General features: G+C 72.1%; 19 protein-coding genes. 12 read left to right on the top strand and 7 right to left on the bottom strand.

All coding sequences use genetic code 11. The features are described 5' to 3' along the window. The first annotated feature begins 79 nt into the window (after nucleotides 1-79). Both ACIRSS_RS36495 and ACIRSS_RS36490 read left to right on the top strand, forming a co-directional pair. Nucleotides 80-313, top strand: a complete 234-nt coding sequence (locus ACIRSS_RS36495) for an Lrp/AsnC family transcriptional regulator (RefSeq protein ID WP_003091994.1) — start codon at nucleotides 80-82, stop codon at nucleotides 311-313. Nucleotides 314-332: 19 nt separating this feature from the next. Further along, complete coding sequence (locus tag ACIRSS_RS36490; protein ID WP_400903365.1) at nucleotides 333-875, top strand: DUF3515 domain-containing protein; 543 nt, start codon at nucleotides 333-335, stop codon at nucleotides 873-875. A 7-nt stretch (nucleotides 876-882) separates the two neighbouring features. On the opposite strand, the gene ACIRSS_RS36485 is transcribed toward ACIRSS_RS36490, so the two are convergent. Together ACIRSS_RS36485 and ACIRSS_RS36480 are read right to left on the bottom strand one after the other, a co-directional pair. Beyond that, on the bottom strand, nucleotides 883-1977 hold the full coding sequence (locus tag ACIRSS_RS36485) for a D-alanine--D-alanine ligase family protein (protein ID WP_400903364.1): 1095 nt from the start codon (nucleotides 1975-1977) through the stop codon (nucleotides 883-885). Nucleotides 1978-2913: 936 nt separating this feature from the next. After that, nucleotides 2914-4284 carry a PLP-dependent aminotransferase family protein gene (locus ACIRSS_RS36480; protein WP_400903362.1) on the bottom strand — a complete coding sequence of 457 codons (1371 nt, stop codon included), beginning with the start codon at nucleotides 4282-4284 and terminating at the stop codon, nucleotides 2914-2916. An 80-nt stretch (nucleotides 4285-4364) separates the two neighbouring features. Here ACIRSS_RS36480 and ACIRSS_RS36475 point away from each other — a divergent pair, with 80 nt between their 5' ends. Beyond that, the gene (locus ACIRSS_RS36475) at nucleotides 4365-5021 is read left to right on the top strand and encodes a pyridoxamine 5'-phosphate oxidase family protein (RefSeq protein ID WP_400903360.1); all 657 of its coding nucleotides are present in this window, start codon (nucleotides 4365-4367) and stop codon (nucleotides 5019-5021) included. Here ACIRSS_RS36475 and ACIRSS_RS36470 read toward each other — a convergent pair. Both ACIRSS_RS36470 and ACIRSS_RS36465 read right to left on the bottom strand, forming a co-directional pair. After that, a complete protein-coding gene (locus ACIRSS_RS36470) occupies nucleotides 4993-6414 on the bottom strand; it encodes a sensor histidine kinase (protein WP_400903358.1) in 1422 nt (473 codons plus the stop codon). The two genes, ACIRSS_RS36475 and ACIRSS_RS36470, sit on opposite strands and share 29 nt — an antisense overlap. Then, the gene (locus tag ACIRSS_RS36465) at nucleotides 6411-7124 is read right to left on the bottom strand and encodes a response regulator transcription factor (protein ID WP_400903356.1); all 714 of its coding nucleotides are present in this window, start codon (nucleotides 7122-7124) and stop codon (nucleotides 6411-6413) included. The genes ACIRSS_RS36470 and ACIRSS_RS36465 overlap by 4 nt, the downstream gene beginning before the upstream one ends. A 147-nt stretch (nucleotides 7125-7271) precedes the next feature. On the opposite strand from ACIRSS_RS36465, the gene ACIRSS_RS36460 reads away from it, so the two are divergent. The 6 genes from ACIRSS_RS36460 (at nucleotide 7272) to ACIRSS_RS36435 (ending at nucleotide 12077) form a co-directional block, all read left to right on the top strand. Continuing rightward, nucleotides 7272-8618 carry a ferric reductase-like transmembrane domain-containing protein gene (locus ACIRSS_RS36460; RefSeq protein WP_400904025.1) on the top strand — a complete coding sequence of 449 codons (1347 nt, stop codon included), beginning with the start codon at nucleotides 7272-7274 and terminating at the stop codon, nucleotides 8616-8618. Nucleotides 8619-8630: 12 nt separating this feature from the next. Further along, nucleotides 8631-9083, top strand: a complete 453-nt coding sequence (locus ACIRSS_RS36455; protein WP_400903354.1) for an FMN-binding protein — start codon at nucleotides 8631-8633, stop codon at nucleotides 9081-9083. Then, complete coding sequence (locus ACIRSS_RS36450; RefSeq protein WP_400903352.1) at nucleotides 9080-9820, top strand: FAD:protein FMN transferase; 741 nt, start codon at nucleotides 9080-9082, stop codon at nucleotides 9818-9820. Before ACIRSS_RS36455 ends, ACIRSS_RS36450 begins: the two co-directional genes overlap by 4 nt. Before the next feature lie 64 nt (nucleotides 9821-9884). Continuing rightward, nucleotides 9885-10265, top strand: coding sequence for a VOC family protein (locus ACIRSS_RS36445; RefSeq protein ID WP_400903350.1), 381 nt, complete (start codon nucleotides 9885-9887; stop codon nucleotides 10263-10265). Beyond that, a complete protein-coding gene (locus ACIRSS_RS36440; protein ID WP_400903348.1) occupies nucleotides 10262-11086 on the top strand; it encodes a class I SAM-dependent methyltransferase in 825 nt (274 codons plus the stop codon). Before ACIRSS_RS36445 ends, ACIRSS_RS36440 begins: the two co-directional genes overlap by 4 nt. A 13-nt stretch (nucleotides 11087-11099) precedes the next feature. After that, entirely contained in the window at nucleotides 11100-12077 is a 978-nt protein-coding gene (locus ACIRSS_RS36435) for an asparaginase (protein WP_400903347.1), read from the top strand. Between the two features lie 5 nt (nucleotides 12078-12082). Here ACIRSS_RS36435 and ACIRSS_RS36430 read toward each other — a convergent pair whose 3' ends face one another. The 3 genes from ACIRSS_RS36430 to ACIRSS_RS36420 all read right to left on the bottom strand — a co-directional run bounded on the left by ACIRSS_RS36430 (nucleotide 12083) and on the right by ACIRSS_RS36420 (nucleotide 14486). Beyond that, nucleotides 12083-12562: a cysteine dioxygenase gene (locus tag ACIRSS_RS36430; protein ID WP_400903345.1), complete on the bottom strand. Its 480-nt coding sequence runs from the start codon at nucleotides 12560-12562 to the stop codon at nucleotides 12083-12085. Between the two features lie 188 nt (nucleotides 12563-12750). Beyond that, entirely contained in the window at nucleotides 12751-13767 is a 1017-nt protein-coding gene (locus ACIRSS_RS36425; protein WP_400903343.1) for an NAD(P)H-dependent glycerol-3-phosphate dehydrogenase, read from the bottom strand. Beyond that, complete coding sequence (locus ACIRSS_RS36420) at nucleotides 13767-14486, bottom strand: lysophospholipid acyltransferase family protein (RefSeq protein ID WP_400903341.1); 720 nt, start codon at nucleotides 14484-14486, stop codon at nucleotides 13767-13769. Before ACIRSS_RS36420 ends, ACIRSS_RS36425 begins: the two co-directional genes overlap by 1 nt. 338 nt (nucleotides 14487-14824) lie before the next feature. Between ACIRSS_RS36420 and cofC the strand changes: the two genes are divergently transcribed. From cofC to ACIRSS_RS36405, 3 genes are read left to right on the top strand one after another with little or no spacing between them, the layout of a single operon-like run. Next, entirely contained in the window at nucleotides 14825-15436 is a 612-nt protein-coding gene (gene cofC / locus ACIRSS_RS36415; protein ID WP_400903339.1) for a 2-phospho-L-lactate guanylyltransferase, read from the top strand. Nucleotides 15437-15478: 42 nt separating this feature from the next. Further along, on the top strand, nucleotides 15479-17845 hold the full coding sequence (locus ACIRSS_RS36410) for an RNA degradosome polyphosphate kinase (RefSeq protein ID WP_400903338.1): 2367 nt from the start codon (nucleotides 15479-15481) through the stop codon (nucleotides 17843-17845). Beyond that, nucleotides 17842-18795: an NUDIX domain-containing protein gene (locus ACIRSS_RS36405; protein ID WP_400903336.1), complete on the top strand. Its 954-nt coding sequence runs from the start codon at nucleotides 17842-17844 to the stop codon at nucleotides 18793-18795. The genes ACIRSS_RS36410 and ACIRSS_RS36405 overlap by 4 nt, the downstream gene beginning before the upstream one ends. Nucleotides 18796-18849 lie beyond the last annotated feature (54 nt).

Below are 18849 nucleotides of genomic sequence, written 5' to 3'. Positions count from 1 at the left end.
ATGTTTTTCCGTGAGCTGGCGATACGTTGCTGATGACGTTCCTACCTTGAGCCGATCGATCCCGACGAAAGGGCGCGCCGTGGTCCACGCATACATCCTCATCCAGACCGAGGTCGGCAAGGCGGCCGCGGTGGCTGCCGAGATCTCCAGCATCCCGGGTGTGACCAGCTCGGAGGATGTCACCGGACCGTACGACGTGATCGTCCGCGCGGCCGCCGACAACGTGGACCAGCTCGGCCAGCTCGTGGTCGCGAAGGTGCAGAACGTGGAGGGCATCACGCGGACGCTGACCTGCCCGGTCGTCCACCTCTGACCAGTGGTGTAGTGGTCGGGTGCCTGATTCCGACACCGGTGCCCCGCCTCGGGTGGTCCTCGTCACCGCGGCCGCGCTCGCCGTGGCCTTGGCGGTCGCCGTCGCCGTCTTCGCGTTGACCCAGCGCTCCTCGGATCCCGCTTCCGACGCCGGTCCCCTGCCGCTGGTCCCCGTGCCGGCACCGTTCGCGACCTCGCCGGCCTGCACGACGTTGCTGAGCGCGGTCCCGACGGAGCTGAAGTCCAACGGGACTCCTCTGAAGGTGCGCGAGCTGGCCGCCCCGGCGCCGCCCGCGACGGTGGCCTGGGGCACGGACGACCCGCTGGTGCTGCGGTGCGGGCTGAACCGTCCGCCGGAGCTGACGCCGACGGCGGCGTTGCGCCTGGTGAACGGCGTCCAGTGGCTGCAGGTGCCGGGCGAGGGCGCGTCGACGTGGTACGTCGTGGACCGCGAGGTCTACGCGGCGCTGACCGTGCCGGACAGCGCGGGGACGGGCCCGTTGCAGACGATCTCCGACACGGTGGCGGCGAAGCTGCCGGCTCGGCCGCTGCGGTTTTCCTGAGCTTCGGTCAGCGCAGGCCGGTGCCGCGCGCGATGGCCGTGTCGATGAGCGTGGTCAGCAGCGTCGCGTAGTCCACGCCGGTGACCTCCCACATCTTCGGGTAGGCGGACTTCGTCGTGAAGCCGGGCATGGTGTTGACCTCGTTGATGGTCAGCTCGCCGTCGGCGCCGACGAAGAAGTCGACGCGGGCGAGGCCCTGGCAGTCGAGCGCCTGGAAGGCCTGGACCGCCATCGCGCGGAGCTTCTCGGTGAGCGAGTCGTCGAGCTTGGCCGGGATGTCGAGCTCCGCGTCGTCGCCCAGGTACTTGGTTTCGAAGTCGTACCAAGCGTTTTCGTCTTCGGAGAGGACGCGGATCTCGGCGGGCAGCGAGGCTTCGACGTGCCCGTCCGGGAATTCGAGGACCCCGCATTCGACCTCGCGCCCGACGACGGCGGCCTCGACGAGGACCTTGGGGTCGGTGGCGCGGGCGAACTCGATGGCGGCGTCGAGGTCGTCCCAGGTCGTCACGCGGCTGATCCCGACGGACGACCCGGCGCGCGACGGCTTGACGAAGACGGGCAGGCCGAGCTTGGCCCGGTCGTCGTCGTCCAAAGTGGACTGACCGCGCTTGAGTGCGGCGAAGGTCCCGACCGGAAGCCCTTCGGCGGCCAGGAGTTTCTTCGCGGTTTCCTTGTCCATGGCGGCGGCGCTGGCGAGCACGCCGGGGCCGACGTACGGGATGCCGGCGAGCTCGAGCAGGCCCTGGATGGTGCCGTCCTCGCCGAAGGCGCCGTGCAGCACCGGGAAGACGACGTCCACCTGCGAGAGGAGCTCGCTTTCCCGCCCGGGCTCGACGGCGACGAGCCCCCGGCTGGAGGGATCACCGGCGAGGACGAGGCTCTTGCCGTCGTCGACGGACGGCAGTTCGCGGCCGCGGATGGCGAGCTGCGCGGAGTCCCCGGTGCCGAGCACCCACCGGCCGTCCCGGGTGATGCCGACCGGGACCGCCTCGAACCGCGCGGGGTCGAGGTTCCCCAGGACGCTGCCGGCGGACAGGCAGGAGATGGTGTGCTCGCTGCTGCGCCCGCCGAAGACGACCGCCACCCGGATCTTCTCGCTCATGGTGAGCCACCGTACCCGGTGACCTCGCGGAACAGCCCAACCCGGTGCGGCGGGAGGTGCGTGGTGGGCGGTGAACGCAACCGGGGAGGGGGTGGTGCGTCCGGTAGGTCGAGGGGGCGGTGGGTTCGGGTTCCGGGGTGGGTGGTGCTTGGTCTTCGGTGCTTGCGCCTTGGGGTTCGGCTGCCGGGGTACGTGGTTCGCGGCTCTTGGTTCTCGGGGTTGGTTCTTGCTCCCGGCTCCCGCACGCTGGCTCACGCACCTTCGGCTCGCGCGCTGTTTGCTGCTCACCCCGCGGCCGACTCCGCGCTTCCGCTCCCGCGCTACCGGCCCCCGCGCCTCCGGCTCTCACGCTCCCGCACTCAGGCTTTCGGCTCACGCGCTGCTGCTCTCGCCGCCTGCTCCCGGCTCTCGGCTCACGCACCTTCGGCTCGCGCGCTACTTGCTTCTTGCCCCCGCTTCCGTCCCCCGCTCCCGCGCGGCCGGCTCCCGGCTCCCGGCTCACGCGCTTTCGGCTCGCGCGCTACTTGCTTCTCGCCCCCGCTTCCGCGCGGCCAGCTCCGCGCTCCCAGCTCCCGCGCGGCCGGCTCCCGGCTCCCGGCTCCCGGCTCCCGGCTCCCGGCTCCCGGCTCCCGGCTCCCGGCTCCCGGCGACATGAAGAGTCGTTCACACCATCCCGCACCAGGGTTCCGTCAAAGTCGCAACGACGGGCAGCTCCGCCGCCCCAGGACGCCGACCGTGCCGCACCCCTGCCATCCGCGCGCTGAACGACCTTCCACCACGAGCCCCGCCCCGCCACGCCGAGACAGACCCCGCCCTCCCAGGGGGAACCTCCACCGGATTGACGATATCGCCCCCAACCCACCCAAAGCCGCGAAAAGCCACCACCAAACCCACACTTGTCCACATCACAACGCCCCTGTGGACAACCGAGAAACCTCAGCGCAGCAAAGAAACCAACGTCGGCAAAGCCGCCACCAAAGCCTCCCGCGAACACCCCGCGTACCCGATCGCCACCCCGTGCGCCGACGGTGTCCCGGCGAAATGCCGCGCCAACCCGTCCAACCGGATTCCCCGACGCTCGGCCGAAGCGATCACCGACGCCTCCACCGAAGCCGACGAAAACGGCACCACCAAGTGCGCCCCCGCGTCGTCTCCGCGGACCGGGATCTCCGCCGCCGACAACGCCCCCGCCAGCAACGTCCGCCTCTCCGCCATCTCGCGGCGCAGCTTTCGCAGGTGCCGGCCCAAATCTCCGTTGCGCGCGAACTCGTACAACACCCGCTGTCCCGCCGGCGAAGGACGCGTTCCGGTCGAATCCCGATACGCCAAAACCGCCGAAGTGATCGCCTCCGGTGCCACCATCCACCCCGCCCCCAGCGTCGGCGTGAGGATCTTCGACGTCGTCCCCAGGTGCGCCACCACGTCCGGCGCCAAAGAAGCCAACATCGGCAACGGCGCCACGTCGAACCGCAACTCTCCGTCGTAGTCGTCCTCGATGATCAACATCGACGACGACCGCGCCAGCTCCACCAGCGATACCCGCCGCGCCGCCGAAAGCCGGCTGCCCATGGGGTACTGGTGCGCCGGTGAGCAGTACACCGCCCGCGTGCCCGCCGGGATCGCGGAAGGCCGCAACCCCTCGTCATCCACCGGGACGCCCACCACCCGCATGCCCGCCCGGCGGAACGCCTGCACCGCCCGCTGGTACCCCGGCTCCTCGACCGCGACGACGTCCCCGCGCTCCAGCACCGCCGCCGCCAGCTCGACGACCGCCGCCGTCGTGCCGCCCGTCGCCAGCACCGAACCCGCCGCCAGCCCGCGGTGGCGCAGCAAGTGCTCCGACACCGCCGCGCGGTACTCCGGCAGCCCCGCGCGGTGGGCGCGGACCAGGGGATCCGGGTCGGCCGCCGCCCGCCAAGCCCGGCGCCAGGCCGCGCGGTCCAGGCCGTCCGCCCACGGCGTGCCCGGGCCCAGGTCGAGAAGCGACGGCGCCGCCGCTTCGGGCGCCGGGACGGCCGGGGCCGGGACCTCCGACGCCGAGAAGGACGGCGGTGTCGTCACGTACGTGCCGGAGCCGTGCCGGCCGGCGATCCAACCCTCCGCGTGCAGCTGCTCGTACGCCGCCGACGTCACCGTGCGGCTGACGCCGAGGCGGCCGGCCAGCGCCCGCGTCGACGGCAGCCGGTCGCCACCCCGCAGGTGGCCTGAAGCGGCCGCTTCGCGCAACGCGTCGGCGAGCTGGACGGCCAGCGGCGTCACCGCCGAACGGTCGAGGCTGACCGGGAGCGCGGTGTCGGCGTGGGTCACGGGACCTCCTCGAGTGGACTTCCCAAGTGTACGAGAAGTGGCCGTTTTCCGATGCCACTGCACTGGGAGACGCTGGTCGCATGCTGTCCACCACGTCCCGCACCACGCTCGGCCGCAAGAAGCACCGCGCCGTCACCGACCGCTCGGCGCTGCACGCCGTCCTCGACGAGGGCCTGATCTGCCACCTCGGCATCGTCCGCGACGGCGCGCCCCTCGTCCTGCCGACCGGCTACGGCCGCGACGGCGACACGCTCTACCTGCACGGCTCCACCGGCGCGGCCAGCCTCCGCACGGCGGCGCAGGACCTCGACGTCTGCGTCACCGTGACGCTCCTCGACGGCATCGTCTACTCGCGCTCGGTCAACAACCACTCGATGAACTACCGCAGCGCGGTGATCTTCGGGAAGGCGACGCCGGTGCTCGACGCCGAAGCGAAGATGCACGGCCTCAAGGTGCTCACCGACCACCTCGCACCGGGCTCGTGGGAGCACGCGCGCGAGGTCAACGCGAAGGAGTTCGCCGCGGTCAGCGTGCTCGCCCTCGACCTCGCGGAGGCGTCGGTGAAGATGCGCGCCGAGGGCCCGGACGACGAACCGGAGGACCTCGACGCGGACAACGCGTGGGCCGGAGTCCTGCCGGTCCGCACCGTCTTCGGCGCGCCCGAGCCGTCGACCGACCTCTCCCCCGGCTGGACCACGCCGGCGCACGTCACCGAGCGAGCGGCAACCGGACCGTGAAGGTCGTCCGGCCCGGCTCCGACGACACCGCGACCGTCCCGCCGTGCGCCGTCACCAGGGACTGGACCACGGACAGCCCGAGCCCGGTGCCGCCGTTGCCGCGGGTGCGCGAGTCGTCGACGCGGAAGAACCGGTCGAAGATCCGCTCCTGATCCCCCGAAGCGATCCCCGGTCCCGCGTCGCTGACCTCGACGACCGCCTCGGCCCCGGAAACCACCACCGAGACGTGCACCGCGGTCCCGGGTGGGGTGTGCACGGCGGCGTTGGCCAGCAGGTTGTCGAGCACCTGCCGCAACCGCAGCGGGTCCGCGGAAACGAACGCCGGCGTGAGCGAAGAGGAAACCGGGTGGTCGGGCCGCCCGGCGGCGAACGCGTCCACCGCGTCGCCGGCCAGCTCCGCCAGGTCGACGCGCTCGGGCCGCAACGGCGTCTCGGCGGCGCTCGCGTCGAGCCGGGCCAGGAGCAGGAGGTCGTCGACGAGCACGCTCATCCGCGCCGTCTCGGAGCGGATCTTCGCCAGGTGCGCCTCCCGTTCCGCCGGCTCGTTCGCCGCGGCGTAGCGGAAGAGGTCGGCGTAGCCGCGGATCGACGTCAGCGGCGTCCGCAGCTCGTGCGAGGCGTCCGCGACGAACCGGCGCAGCCGCTCGTTCGCCTCGGTCTTCGCCGCCAGTGACGTGTCGATGTGGGCCAGCATCACGTTGAACGCCGTCCGCAGCTCCTCGACCTCGGCGCCGCCGCCGGCGCCCGCCGCGCGCACCGGCAGGTCGGCGTTCGCCGTGAGGTCGTGGGACGCGATGTCGTGCGCGGTGCCGGCCATGTCGGCCAGCGGGCGCAGGCCGCGGCTCAGCACCAGCCGCCCGACGACCAGCAGCACGGCCAGCGCGAACGCGAACGCCCCGACCTCCACCCAGATCAGCTGCCGCACCGTGCCGTCGAGGTCCTTCTGCGGAGCGGCCGAAAGCAGCACCGACCCGTTGTCGACCGGGCACGCGCGCACCCGGTACGGCCCGTCTTCGGGGAGGGAGATCGTGCGCGTGACGTCGCCGTCCACCGCGTCGGCGGCGATCTTCGCCAGCTCCTTCGCGTCGCCGGGCAGCTGGCCGCCGGGCTCGGGCGTCGCGACGCCGTCGCGCACCTTGTAGAGCGCCGAGAACCACGAGTAGACCGACTGCGGCGAGCCGTGGGTCTCGCGCAGCAGCGGCAGCTGGGTGTTCTGGCTCTTGGACAGCTGCTCGTCGAGCCGCCGGTCCAGGTAGCCGTGCATGATCCCGACCGTGGTGACGCCGACGGCGGCGAACACGACCAGGGCGAGCGCGCCGAGGCCGAGCGTGATCCGGGTGCCCAGCCGCGTGCGCTGCCAGGCCCCGTACCACCGGCGGAAGAAGCGCTTCACCGGTTGGCCTGGCGCACGACGTACCCGACGCCGCGCACGGTGTGGATCAGCGGTTCGCCGCCGCCCGCGTCGACCTTGCGCCGCAGGTGCGAGATGACGAGTTCGACCACATTGGACCGCCCGCCGAAGTCGTACTCCCAGACGTGGTCGAGGATCTGCGCCTTCGTCAGCACCGACGGCGACCGGCGCATGAGGTAGCGCAGCAGCTCGTACTCGGTCGGCGTCAGCTCGGCCGGGCGGTCGCCGCGGCGGACCTCGCGGGTGTCCTCGTCCAGCGTCAGGTCCCCGACGCGCAGCACGGCCCCGCGGGTCGGCACCTGGTGCGTGACGCCGGAGCTGCGCCGCAGCACCGCCCGCAGCCGGGCCATCAGCTCCTCGACGGAAAACGGTTTCACGAGGTAGTCGTCACCCCCGCGGGTGAGCCCGGCGACCCGGTCGGCCGTCGCGTCCTTGGCCGTGAGGAACACCACGGGCACCGCGCTGCCGTTCTCCCGGAGGCGGTCGAGCACGGTGAAGCCGTCGAGGTCGGGCAGCATCAGGTCGAGCACGACGATGTCCGGCCCGAACTCCGCGGCCTGGCTCAGCGCGGCCTTCCCGGACCCGGCCGTGACCGCGTGCCAGCCCTCGTACCGGGCGACGGTGGCGACGAGGTCGGCGATGTGCGGCTCGTCGTCGACGACGAGCAGGCGCACGGGTTCGGAGGGCTGCACCACCCCATCTTCTCCCGGCGCACGCGCGCCCGGCGACCGGTGGCGCGGGCCGACAGGAATCCGACAGCCGGTACCCAGACTCGCCACAGGGTCCGTGGCGAGGCTGGCCTTCGTGAACCGAAACCGAAGGGGATCCGTGTGACCACCATGACGCAGACCGCCGAGGCCACGCGCCCGGCGATCCGCCCCCGGATCGCCGCGAAATCCGGCCTCTTCCTCTTCCTGGGCGCCAACGTGGGGGCCGTCACGGCGCTGTTCGCGCAGGCCGGCCTGTCGCAGAACGTGCTGATCAGCATCGGCCGGCTCGCCGGCATGTACGGCGCGCTGGCCATGGCGGTCCAGCTGCTGCTCGTCGCGCGGCTGCCCTGGCTGGACCGGCGGATCGGGATGGACCGGCTCACGACGTGGCACCGCTGGACCGGCTTCACGATCCTGTGGACCCTGCTGGCGCACCTGGTGTTCATCGCGTTCGGCTACGCCGAGGTGTCGAGCAAGGGCGTCGTCGACGAGCTGGTCGAGATGGCCAACACCCTCGAGGGCATCCTGCGGGCGCTCGTCGCGTTCGCGGTGATCCTGATCGTCGGGGCGGCTTCGGCGAAGTTCGCGCGCAAGCGGCTGGCCTACGAGACGTGGCACTTCATCCACCTCTACACCTACGCCGCGGTGCTGCTGGCGTTCACCCACCAGATCGCGCTGGGCCAGTCGTTCGCCGGTTCGGAGACGGCGAAGACCTACTGGTGGACGCTCTGGCTGGGCGCCGGCACCGCCGTGCTCGCCGGGCGCGTCGTGCTCCCGCTGTGGCGGAACCTGCGCCACCAGCTGCGCGTGACCGCGGTGGTGTCCGAGGCTCCGGACGTCGTTTCGGTGTACATGACCGGCAAGCACCTCGACAAGATGCCGGCGCGGGCGGGCCAGTTCTTCCTGTGGCGGTTCCTGACGAAGGACCGCTGGTGGCAGGCCAACCCCTTCTCCCTGTCGGCCGCGCCCGACGGCCGCACGCTGCGGCTGACCGCGAAGGCGCTCGGCGACTCCAGCGCCGGGCTGCGCAGCCTGAAGATCGGGACGCGCGTGTTCGCCGAAGGCCCGTACGGCGCGTTCACGACGATCCACCAGCAGCGGCCCAACGCGCTGCTCGTGGCGGGCGGCGTCGGCATCACGCCGATCCGCGCGCTGCTGGAGGACATCGACGGCCACGTCGTCGTGCTCTACCGGGTGCGCACGCAGGCCGACGCGGTCCTGCTGCCCGAGCTGAACGGGCTGGCCAAGGCCCGCGGCGCCGTCATCAGCGTCCTCACCGGACCGGACCAGGCGGTCGGCCCGCGCGGCACGATGCTCGGCCCGGCGAACCTGCACATGATGGTGCCGGACGTCCATGAACGGGACGTGTTCGTCTGCGGCCCGCCGGGGATGACGTCGGCCGTGCTGCGCAGCCTGCGCGAGCTGAAGGTGCCGAAGACCCAGGTCCACGCCGAACGCTTCAGCCTTGCGGCCTAAGGGGATTCTCTCGTGAAGAAGACCATTTTCGTCGTCGCGCTGTCGATCGCGGGGTTCATCGCGGTCTGGCGGTTCGAGCCGGGGCCGGTGCACAACACCGCCGTCGCCGCGCCGCCGCCCAGCGTCGCCGCGCCGTCCACCGCCCCGGCTCCCCCGGCCACGACCGGCGCCACTCCGTCCACTCCGGACAGTGCGAACGCGACAGTCACCACTCAGGGCACACCCGAGTCGAGCACCTACGGCACCGTCCAGGTCCAGGTGACGTTCACCGGGTCACGGATGATCGCGGTCACGCTGCTGCAGGCCCCGGACGACGGCCGCGCGCTCACCGCGTTGCCGCGCCTGCAGGAAGAAGCGATCAAGGCCCAGAGCGCGGACATCGACACGATCACCGGGGCGACCGAGACGAGCGAGTCCTACAAGACGTCGCTGCGGGCGGCCATCGACGCGCGGGGCAGCAGATGACCACGCGCGTGGAGCAGGTGATGGGCCTGCCGATCTCCCTCGACCTGCGGGACGAAGGCGACTTCGCCGAGATCGTCGACGACGTGTTCGCCTGGCTCCGCGACGTCGACGCGAAGTTCAGCCCCTTCAAGGAGGACAGCGAGGTCAGCCGCTACGACCGCGGCGAGCTGACGGCGGCGGAACTGAGCGACGACCTCCTCGAGGTGCTGGAGCTGTGCGCCTACTACGAGCAGCTCTCCGGCGGCGCGTTCCGCGCGCGGCTGCCCGGCCGCGGCCTCGACCCGTGCGCGGTGGTGAAGGGCTGGGCGGTGCAGCGCGCCGCCGACATGCTCAAGGCCGACGGCGCGACGACGTTCTGCCTCAACGCCGGCGGCGACGTCGTCACCGCCGGCGAGCCGCGGCCCGGACGGCCGTGGCGGGTCGGCGTGCGGCACCCCGAGCAACCCCTGGCCGTGTGCGCGGTGCTGGAGTCGCGCAACGGCGCCATCGCGACGTCGGCGGCCTACGAGCGCGGCTCGCACATCCTCGACGGCCGGTCGGGCGCGCCGGCGACCGGGCTGCTGAGCGTCACGGTCATGGCCCGCGACCTGGTCACCGCGGACGCGCTCGCGACGGCGGCGTTCGCGATGGGCACCGAGGGCATCACGTGGGCGGCCGACCGGCCGGACTGCGAGATCCTCATCGTCGACGACAGCCGCCGCGTGCACCGGACGGCGGGCCTCGCGCTGGCGTCGTAATCCGGTCGCGCTCGTCCGGGGGCTCGGCCAGACTCGGGAGCAGCCGTCTGCCCCGAGGAGAGCCATGCCGTCGTCCGTGCTGCACGTGTCCGTCGACTGCGCCGACCCGTACAAGCTGTGCCAGTTCTGGAGCGAGGTCACCGGGAAGCCGGTCCCGGAAGAGGACCAGCCCGGCGACGACGAGTGCGGCATCGCGCTCGAGGGCGGCATCGACATGCTGTTCCTGCGCGTCCCCGAACCGAAGACGGTCAAGAACCGCCTCCACGTGTGCCTGCAGCCGGACGGCCCGCGCGACGACGAGGTGGAGCGCATCCTCGGCCTGGGTGCGACGCTGGTCGACGACCGCCGCAACCCGGACGGCACCGGCTGGGCCGTGCTCGCCGACCCCGAGGGCAACGAGTTCTGCGTCCTGCGCAGCGCGGCCGAACGAGCCGCGACGTCATGACGGATTCGTTCGCCGTCAACAAGGCCAACTGGGACGAACGCGCGGTGCTGCACGCGGCGTCGCCGGACTACGGCTTCGAGACCTACGTTTCGGATCCGGAGCACCTGAGCGGGGTCGTGCGGTTCGACCGGCCGCGCCTGGGCGACCTCGGCGGGCTGCGCGCGGTGCACCTCCAATGCCACCTCGGAACGGACACGGTTTCCCTGTCCCGGCTGGGTGCCTCCGTGACGGGCTTGGACTTCTCCGGACGGGCGCTGGAACAAGCGCGGCGGTTCGCGTCCGCCGCGAACGCCGAGATCGACTTCCACGAGGCCAACGTCTACGACGCGGTCGAGGTACTCGGTGCCGGGCGGTTCGACCTGGTCTACACCGGGATCGGCGCGTTGTGCTGGCTGCCGTCGATCGCGCGCTGGGCGGCGGTGGTCGCCGGCCTGCTGCGGCCCGGCGGCCGGCTGTTCGTCCGCGAGGGGCACCCGATGCTCTGGTCGCTCGACGAGACGGCGAACCCGGCGGTGCCGCGGTACCCCTACTTCGAGCACGCCGAACCGCTGGTGTTCGACGAGCCCGAGACGTACGTCGAAGTGGAGCGGAAGCTGGAGAACAGCGTCAGCCACTCGTGGAACCACTCGCTGGGCGAGATCATCACGGCCCTGCTGGACAACGGCCTGACGCTGACCGGGTTCACCGAGCACGACAGCGTGCCGTGGAACGCGATCCCCGGGCAGATGACGCGTGACGAGGCCACGGACGAGTGGCGGATGACGGACACGCCGTCGCGGGTGGCCGCGAGCTACACGCTCCAGGCGGTCAAGACCGGCTGAATAGGGTGGGCGCATGCCCTTGATCGCGGTCGCCACCCTCGGCGGAACCATCTCCATGGCCCCGGTGCCCGGAGAAAGCGGTGCGGTGCCCCGGCTCGGCGCGGCCGATCTGCTGGGCGGCCTCGGCGACCTGCCGATGGACGTCCTGGCCGAGACGCTCGCCGGCATCGGCAGCGCGTCGCTGGACTTCGCGACGCTGCTGCGGTGCCGCGAGTGGGGCATGCGGCAGGACGCCGACGGGTTCGTCGTCGTCCAGGGCACGGACACCCTGGAGGAGACGGCCTACTTCCTGGAGCTGACCTGGCCGTCGGACGTCCCGGTCGTGGTCACCGGGGCGATGCGCAACGCGGGGCTGCTCAGTCCGGACGGCCCGGCCAATCTCCGGAACGCGCTGACCGTGGCGGCCGACCCGCGCAGCCGCGGCCGGGGCGTGCTGGTGACGCTGAACGACGACGTCCACGCGGCGCGCTGGGTGCGGAAGGCGCACTCGAGCCACCTGGAAGCGTTTTCGTCGGCGCCGGCGGGTCCGCTCGGCATGGTCGTCGAGCACGCCGTGCACTGGTTCCACCCGTCGCCGCCGCGGCTGCCCGCGCTGGCCGGGACGGACTTTTCGGGGTTGGTCCCCGTGGTCGAAACCGGTCTGGACGACTCGGGGGCGATGCTCGCGCACGCGGCCACGCAGCCCGATGTGCGCGGGATCGTGGTCGCGGCGACCGGTGTGGGCCACGTGTCCGCCGGCACGGCCGACGTGCTCTCGCGGCTGGTCTCCGACTTGCCGGTGGTCGTGGCTTCGCGGACGGGCGCCGGCCCGACGCTGCGGTCGACGTACGGCTTCCACGGCTCGGAGTCGAGCCTGATCGCGATGGGCGCGACGATGGCCGGCTGGCTGGACGCGCGCAAGGCGCGGATCCTGCTGCACGCGCTGCTGGCGTCCGGCGCGGACCGGGCGGCCATCGAGCGCGAGTTCCGCGCCCGCGGCGACCTGGACTGAGTCGTTCAGTCCAGGACCGGGCCGCCCAGCGCGTCCAGGTGGTACGGGCGCATCGCGCGACCCGCGTCGCGGTAGACGTGGACCGAGATCGCCGGGTCCGGGCCGTCGTTGCGCACCTCGTGCACGTACCCCGGGCCGAACACCCGCGACTGCCCCGCCGAGAGCGCGTGCAGCTCGGTGACCGCGCGGCCGTCCGGCGCGCGGCGGGTCACCGCCTCCGTCAACCGGCCGCTGACCAGCGTGAACGCGCCGCTGGCGAACGCGTGGTCGTGCAGGTCGGTGCGCTGGCCGGGCAGCCAGCTCATCAGCCACACCTCCTGCTGCTCGTCCTTCTCGACGAGCGCCGCGAAGCGCTCTTCGGGGTCGTAGCGCAGCAGGTGCTTCCAGCGGTCGCGGTCGGCGGCGACCTCCAGCGCGACGCGCACCGGGTGGCGCAGCGCGGGGTTTTCGGGACGCAGCAGGGTGTTGTCCGGAACGGCGAACATGAGGGTCCTCACGGGAGAAAAGGGGTGTCGAGCTGGGCCGGGGCGGGGTTCACCGACAACAGCGACACGCGCACATGACGGCGCGGAGGCCCGTGCGGCCCCGCAGCTCAGTCATCTCGTACGCGAACATGGCAACCAGAGTTCCGCATCGCCCCCGGCCCGGTCAAGCCGTCCCAGCTTCCGGGAGATCAGGACCACTCGTGCTTCTGCGAGCGGCCCAGCAGCTCCGCGCCCGCCTGCCGCGGGTCGACGCCCTCGTGGCAGACCCGGTGCATCGCGTCGGTGATCGGCATGTCGACACCGACGCTCTGGGCCAGCGCGCGAATCGACGAGCACGACATGACGCCCTCGGCGACCTGCCCGCCGGCCGCCGCCTGCGCCTGTTCGAGCGTCTCGCCGCGGCCGAGGCGCTCGCCGAAGGTCCGGTTGCGCGAAAGCGGCGACGAGCAGGTCGCGACCAGGTCGCCGACGCCGGCGAGCCCGGCGAAGGTCAGCGGGTCGGCGCCCAGCTTCGCGCCGAGGCGGGCCATCTCGGCCAGGCCGCGGGTGATGAGCGTCGCCATCGTGTTCGTGCCCAGGCCCAGGCCCGCGGCCATGCCGGTGCTCAGCGCGATGACGTTCTTGCAGGCGCCGCCGAGCTCGCAGCCGACGACGTCGGTGTTGGTGTACGGGCGGAAGTAGGAGTTGGCGCAGGCGCGCTGGACCGCGACGGCGCGTTCGTGGTCGGCGCAGGCGAGCACCGCCGCGGCCGGCTGCCCGGCGGCGATCTCCTTGGAGAGGTTCGGCCCGGTGACGACGACGACGTCGCCGGGGTCGATCCCGACGATCTCCCCGATGACCTCGCTCATCCGCTTGAGCGTGCCGAGTTCGACGCCCTTGGCGAGGCTGACGAGGATCGCGTCGGGCGGCAGCAGGGGGCGCCACTCCGTGAGGTTCGCCCGCAGGCTCTGGCTGGGGACGCCCAGCACGACGGCCTGGGCGCCGTCGAGGGCCTTCGCCGGGTCGCTGGTGGCGGTGATGTTCTCCGGCAGGCCGACGCCGGGCAGGTAGGCGCTGTTGACGTGCCGCTCGCGGATGTCTTCGGCGACCTGCTCGCGGCGCGCCCACATCGTGACGTCGCGGCCGGCGTCGCCGAGCACCTTCGCGAAGGCGGTGCCCCACGAGCCGGCCCCGAGCACGGTGACCCGCTGGACGTCGGCGCGCATCAGACGGGGTCCCCCGGCTTCGCCGTCGGCGGTTCTTCGTGGCGGATCTCGCCGAGCAGGCGGGTGACCTCGTCCATCATGACCTTGGTGACCTCGCGCAGCTTCGACGCGCTGCGGGTGTTGCCGCCGCGGTAGGCGGACAGGTCGATCGGGTCGCCGACGGAGTGGGTGATCGTCTTGCGCGGGAAGGGCGTGAACTTCTTCGTGTAGCCGTTGAAGATCTGGTTGGTGCCCCAGCGCGCGATCGGGATGACGGGGACGTCGTTCTGCAGCGCGAGCCGGGCGGCGCCGGTGAAGGACTCCTTCGGCCAGCCGGCGGGGTCCTTGGTGATGGTGCCCTCGGGGTAGATGACGACGATCTTGCCTTCTTCGAGGGCCTGGTGCGCGGCTTTGAGGCTGTCCCCGGCGGCGGCGGACCCGCGCGAGACGGGGATCTGCCCGGACCTGGAGACGATCGGCCCGAGGATGGGCGCGCGCTTCAGGCTCTCCTTGAAGAGGAACCGCGGGACGCGCTTCTGCCGGTGCACGAAGACGGCGTCGACAACGGGGTCGAGGTGCGAGATGTGGTTCATGACGAGCAGCGCGGGCCCTTGCCGCGGAATCTTCTCGTCCCCGACGTAGACCCGCCGGGCAATGCCGGTGAGCGGGTAGAACAGTACGGCGGCCAGCCCCACCCAGAAGCCGCCCTTCTCACGCCGGGCCACGATCTCCTCCTCCACGTCAGCTCCCCAGATCCTGCCGCGCCGGGGTGAGGGCAGTCCAGGGAGGGTGTCCTTGGCCGGTGATCAGCGGGTGATCGGTAGTGGTCAGGGCCGGGTTCGGGGGCGGTGGCTCGGCTGGGCGCCGCGGGCTGACCGGGCCGGGGCATGGCATCGCTCGGCGGGCTCAGACTCCGCGGACGCCATCAGCGCGGCACAAGCGCCGACCGAACCGCGAGGCCAGCCGGCGCCCCTGGCCCAGGCACCCACGACCCCGACTTGTCCACAACACCCATCACCTGTGGACAACCCGCCCCTCCCGCCGACACCCACCCGCGGTTTCGGGTAAAGATGGACACGTGGACGTGGACCTGGTCGTGCCGATGAAACACCCCCGCGACGGCAAGTCGCGGCTGCGTGGGGCCGTCGCGCCCGAGCGGCACCCTGGGCTCGTCCTCGCGCTGGCCGCCGACACCCTCGCCGCCGTCACCTCGACCGCGCGGGTGCGGCGCGTGCTGCTCGTCGCCGCCGATCCGGCCGCCCTGGCCGAGTTCGGGGAGCTCGGGATCGAAATCGTCGCCGAGCCCGCCGAAAAGACCCTCAACGCCGCCTTCCGGCACGGTGCCGAGCTGCTCCGGCGAGATGATCCGCACTCCGTCGTCGGAGCGCTCCAAGCCGATCTCCCCGCCCTGCGAGCCATCGACCTCACCGACGCCATCGCCGAAAGCGACGACCGGAGGGCCTTCGTCGCCGACCGCCAAGGCACCGGCACCACCCTCCTGCTCTCCGCGCCCGGCGCCCCCCTCGACCCGCGCTTCGGCCCCGGCTCGGCCCAGCACCACCGAGCCTCCGGCGCCGTCCCGCTCCGGAAAAAACTGCCGAGCCTGCGCAGCGACGTCGACACCCCCGAAGACCTCGCCCACGTCAAAACCCTGGGTGTCGGGAAACACACCGCGGAGCTGTTCACCTGACCTTCACCGCGGCCTGCGCAATTCGGCGGGGCTTGGTGAACAATGGGGTCCGTGAGCACAGAAGACGGCGGCACGCCCGCACAGCGGAGGCGACGGAACCCGGCGAGCGGATCTTCGGAGACGGCGAAGAAGGCGACCACCGCCAAGAAGGTCCCGTCGAAGTCCACCGCGCGCGACACCGCGGCCCGTGCCACCGCCGGCAAGGCCAGGACCCGCAAGACCACCGCCGCCGCGGCCACCCCGGCCACGACCCGGCGCCGCAGCTCCGCCCAAGGCAACGCGCGCGGCCCCGAGGAGTTCCGGGCCGTGCCGTCCGCGCCGCCCGCGGTCACCGCCGCGCCGACCGCCGTCGAGACGCTGCCGGACGACCGGTACTTCAACCGTGAGCTCTCGTGGCAGGACTTCAACGCCCGCGTGCTCGCGCTGGCCGAGGACGAGTCGCAGCCGCTGCTCGAACGGGCGAAGTTCCTCGCCATCTTCGCGTCCAATCTGGACGAGTTCTACATGGTCCGCGTCGCCGGCCTGAAGCGCCGCGACGAGACCGGCCTGCTGGTGCGCAGCGCGGACGGGCTCACCCCGCGCGAACAGCTCGACTACATCGCCAAGCGCAACCAGGACCTGGTCGAGCGGCAGACCGGCGCGTTCGAGAAGCACCTGCGCCCGCAGCTGGCCGAGCACGACATCCTGATCGTCGGCTGGGCCGACCTCTCCGGCGCCGACCAGCTCCGGCTGTCCAGCTACTTCTCCGAGCAGATCTTCCCGGTGCTGACGCCGCTGGCCGTCGACCCGGCGCACCCGTTCCCGTACATTTCGGGCCTTTCGCTCAACCTCGCCGTCACGGTCCGCGACCCGGAAGGCGGCACTGAGCGCTTCGCGCGCGTCAAGGTGCCGAGCAACGTGCCGCGCCTGATGCGCGTCGAGACCGAGCGCACCAGCCGGACGGCGACGTTCCTGCCCCTCGAGGAGCTCATCGCTGCCCACCTCGGCGAGCTGTTCACCGGCATGGACGTCACCGAGCACCACGTCTTCCGCGTCACCCGCAACGCCGACTTCGAGGTCGACGAAGACCGCGACGAAGACCTCCTGCAGGCCCTCGAGCGCGAGCTGGCCCAGCGCCGCTTCGGCCCGCCGGTGCGCCTCGAGGTCGCGCAGGACATGAGCGAGCACATGCTCGAGCTGCTGCTGCGCGAGCTCGACGTCGACCCGGCGGACGTCGTCGAGGTGCCCGGCCTGCTCGACCTGACCTGCCTGCACCAGCTGTCCAGTGTGGACCGCAAGGAGCTGAAGGACCGGCCGTTCGTGCCGGCGACGCACCCGGCGTTCGGCGAGCGCGAGACGCCGAAAAGCGTTTTCGCGACGCTGCGCGAGGGTGACGTGCTCGTGCATCACCCGTACGACTCGTTCTCCACGAGCGTGCAGCGGTTCATCGAGCAGGCGGCGGCCGACTCGAAGGTCCTCGCGATCAAGCAGACGCTGTACCGGACGTCCGGTGACTCGCCGATCGTCGACGCGCTGATCGACGCCGCCGAGGCGGGCAAGCAGGTCGTCGCGCTGGTCGAGATCAAGGCGCGGTTCGACGAGCAGGCCAACATCACCTGGGCGCGCACGCTGGAGCGCGCGGGTGTGCACGTCGTGTACGGCCTGGTCGGGCTCAAGACGCACTGCAAGGTGTCGATGATCGTGCGCCAGGAGGGCTCGACCATCCGCCGCTACTGCCACATCGGCACCGGCAACTACAACCCGAAGACCGCGCGGCTCTACGAAGACATCGGTTTGTTCACCGCCGACCCGAGCATCGGCGCGGACGTCACCGACCTGTTCAACGTGCTCACCGGCTACTCCCGCCAGGACACCTACCGGACGATCCTCACGTCGCCGCACGGCATCCGCCGCGGCATCGTGCGCGCGATCGGCGAGGAGATCGAGCTGGCGCGGGCCGGGCAGGACGCCGGGATCCGGATCAAGTGCAACTCGCTGGTCGACGAGCAGGTCATCGACGCGCTCTACCACGCGTCGCAGGCCGGGGTGAAGGTCGAGATCGTGGTGCGCGGGATCTGCACGCTCAAGCCCGGCGTCGAAGGGCTGTCGGAGAACATCCACGTCCGGTCGATCCTCGGCCGGTTCCTGGAGCACTCGCGGATCTTCAACTTCCGCGCCGGCGGCACGCACTGGATCGGCAGCGCGGACATGATGCACCGCAACCTCGACCGGCGGATCGAGGCGCTGGTGCGCGTCAAGGACCCGAAGCTGACCGCGCAGCTCGACGACATCTTCGACTCGGCGCTCGACCCCGCGACGCGGTGCTGGGTGCTGACCGCAAGCGGCGAGTGGTCGCCGTTCCCGGCTGAGGGCTCGCAGGTGCGCGACCACCAGCTCGAGCTGGCGAAGCTGCACGGGGCCGCCGGATGACCCACGAGGTACGGGCGGCCGGCGCGGTGTTGTGGCGCGTCGCCGGTGGGGTGACGGAAGTCGCCCTGGTCCACCGCCCGCGGTACGACGACTGGTCGCTGCCGAAGGGAAAACTCGATCCGGGCGAGACGATCGCCGAGGCCGCCGTGCGCGAAGTGCGCGAGGAGACCGGGTTCGACGCGGTCCTGGGCCGCTACCTGGCCCGGACGCGGTACCCGGTGCCCGCGCGCACCGGCCACGGCACCGTGCCGAAGACGGTCGACTACTTCAGCGCCGAAGCCGTGTCCGGCGAGTTCGCCGCGAACGACGAGGTCGACGAGCTGCGCTGGCTCGGCCCGACGGCGGCGGAAAAGCTGCTGACGCGGCCGGAAGACGTGCGGGTGCTGCGCGCTTTCTGCGAGGTGCCGGTCGGCCTGACGACGCTGGTGCTGGTGCGCCACGCGAAGGCGGGCAAGCGGGACGAGTGGACCGGCGACGACGACCTGCGGCCGTTGTCGGAGGCGGGGCTGCGCCAGGCGTCGGCGCTGCGGCGGGTGCTGGGGTTGTTCGGACCGGACCGGGTGCTGTCGGCGCCGCGGCTGCGGTGCGTGCAGACGGTGCACGGGGTCGCCGAGGACCTCGGCGCCGAGGTGCGCCACGAGCCGCTGCTGTCGGAAGAGGGCTACTGGCCGGACCCGGTGCTGGGCGTCGCGCGCCTGCTGGCGCTGGCGGGCGACGGCGGCACCCCGGTGGTGTGCAGCCAGGGCGGCGTGATCCCGGACCTGGTCAGTGCCCTGGCCGACCGGGACGGCGTGGAGCTGGCCGCCGCGCGCGGCGGCGTGGTGCCGAGCAAGAAGGGCTCGTTCTGGGTCCTGTCGTTCCGCCCGCCGACGGCCGAGGACGGCCCGCTCCTCCTGGCGGCCGACTACTACCCGAGCGCCCTGCCGACGCCCTCGCCCAGCCACCGCTGAGGCGCCGCTGTCCCGCGACAGCGTCGTGACAGTCGATCTTGGTGTACTTGTCCC

It is taken from the genome of Amycolatopsis sp. NPDC101161, assembly GCF_044768185.1.
GTDB lineage: Bacteria > Actinomycetota > Actinomycetes > Mycobacteriales > Pseudonocardiaceae > Amycolatopsis.
Note: the sequence above shows the minus strand (reverse complement) of the source record. Positions and strands in the feature narration are given on the sequence as shown.

Bases quoted from the DNA above. Each gene is read 5' to 3' on its own strand.
- ACIRSS_RS36475 (WP_400903360.1), top strand. From the start codon at position 4,365: ATGCTGTCCACCACGTCCCGCACCACGCTCGGCCGCAAGAAGCACCGC.
- ACIRSS_RS36405 (WP_400903336.1), top strand. From the start codon at position 17,842: ATGACCCACGAGGTACGGGCGGCCGGCGCGGTGTTGTGGCGCGTCGCC.
- ACIRSS_RS36440 (WP_400903348.1), top strand. From the start codon at position 10,262: ATGACGGATTCGTTCGCCGTCAACAAGGCCAACTGGGACGAACGCGCG.
- ACIRSS_RS36430 (WP_400903345.1), bottom strand. From the start codon at position 12,562: ATGTTCGCCGTTCCGGACAACACCCTGCTGCGTCCCGAAAACCCCGCG.
- ACIRSS_RS36450 (WP_400903352.1), top strand. From the start codon at position 9,080: ATGACCACGCGCGTGGAGCAGGTGATGGGCCTGCCGATCTCCCTCGAC.
- ACIRSS_RS36460 (WP_400904025.1), top strand. From the start codon at position 7,272: ATGACGCAGACCGCCGAGGCCACGCGCCCGGCGATCCGCCCCCGGATC.
- ACIRSS_RS36485 (WP_400903364.1), bottom strand. From the start codon at position 1,977: ATGAGCGAGAAGATCCGGGTGGCGGTCGTCTTCGGCGGGCGCAGCAGC.
- ACIRSS_RS36445 (WP_400903350.1), top strand. From the start codon at position 9,885: ATGCCGTCGTCCGTGCTGCACGTGTCCGTCGACTGCGCCGACCCGTAC.
- ACIRSS_RS36435 (WP_400903347.1), top strand. From the start codon at position 11,100: ATGCCCTTGATCGCGGTCGCCACCCTCGGCGGAACCATCTCCATGGCC.
- ACIRSS_RS36410 (WP_400903338.1), top strand. From the start codon at position 15,479: ATGGGGTCCGTGAGCACAGAAGACGGCGGCACGCCCGCACAGCGGAGG.
- ACIRSS_RS36425 (WP_400903343.1), bottom strand. From the start codon at position 13,767: ATGCGCGCCGACGTCCAGCGGGTCACCGTGCTCGGGGCCGGCTCGTGG.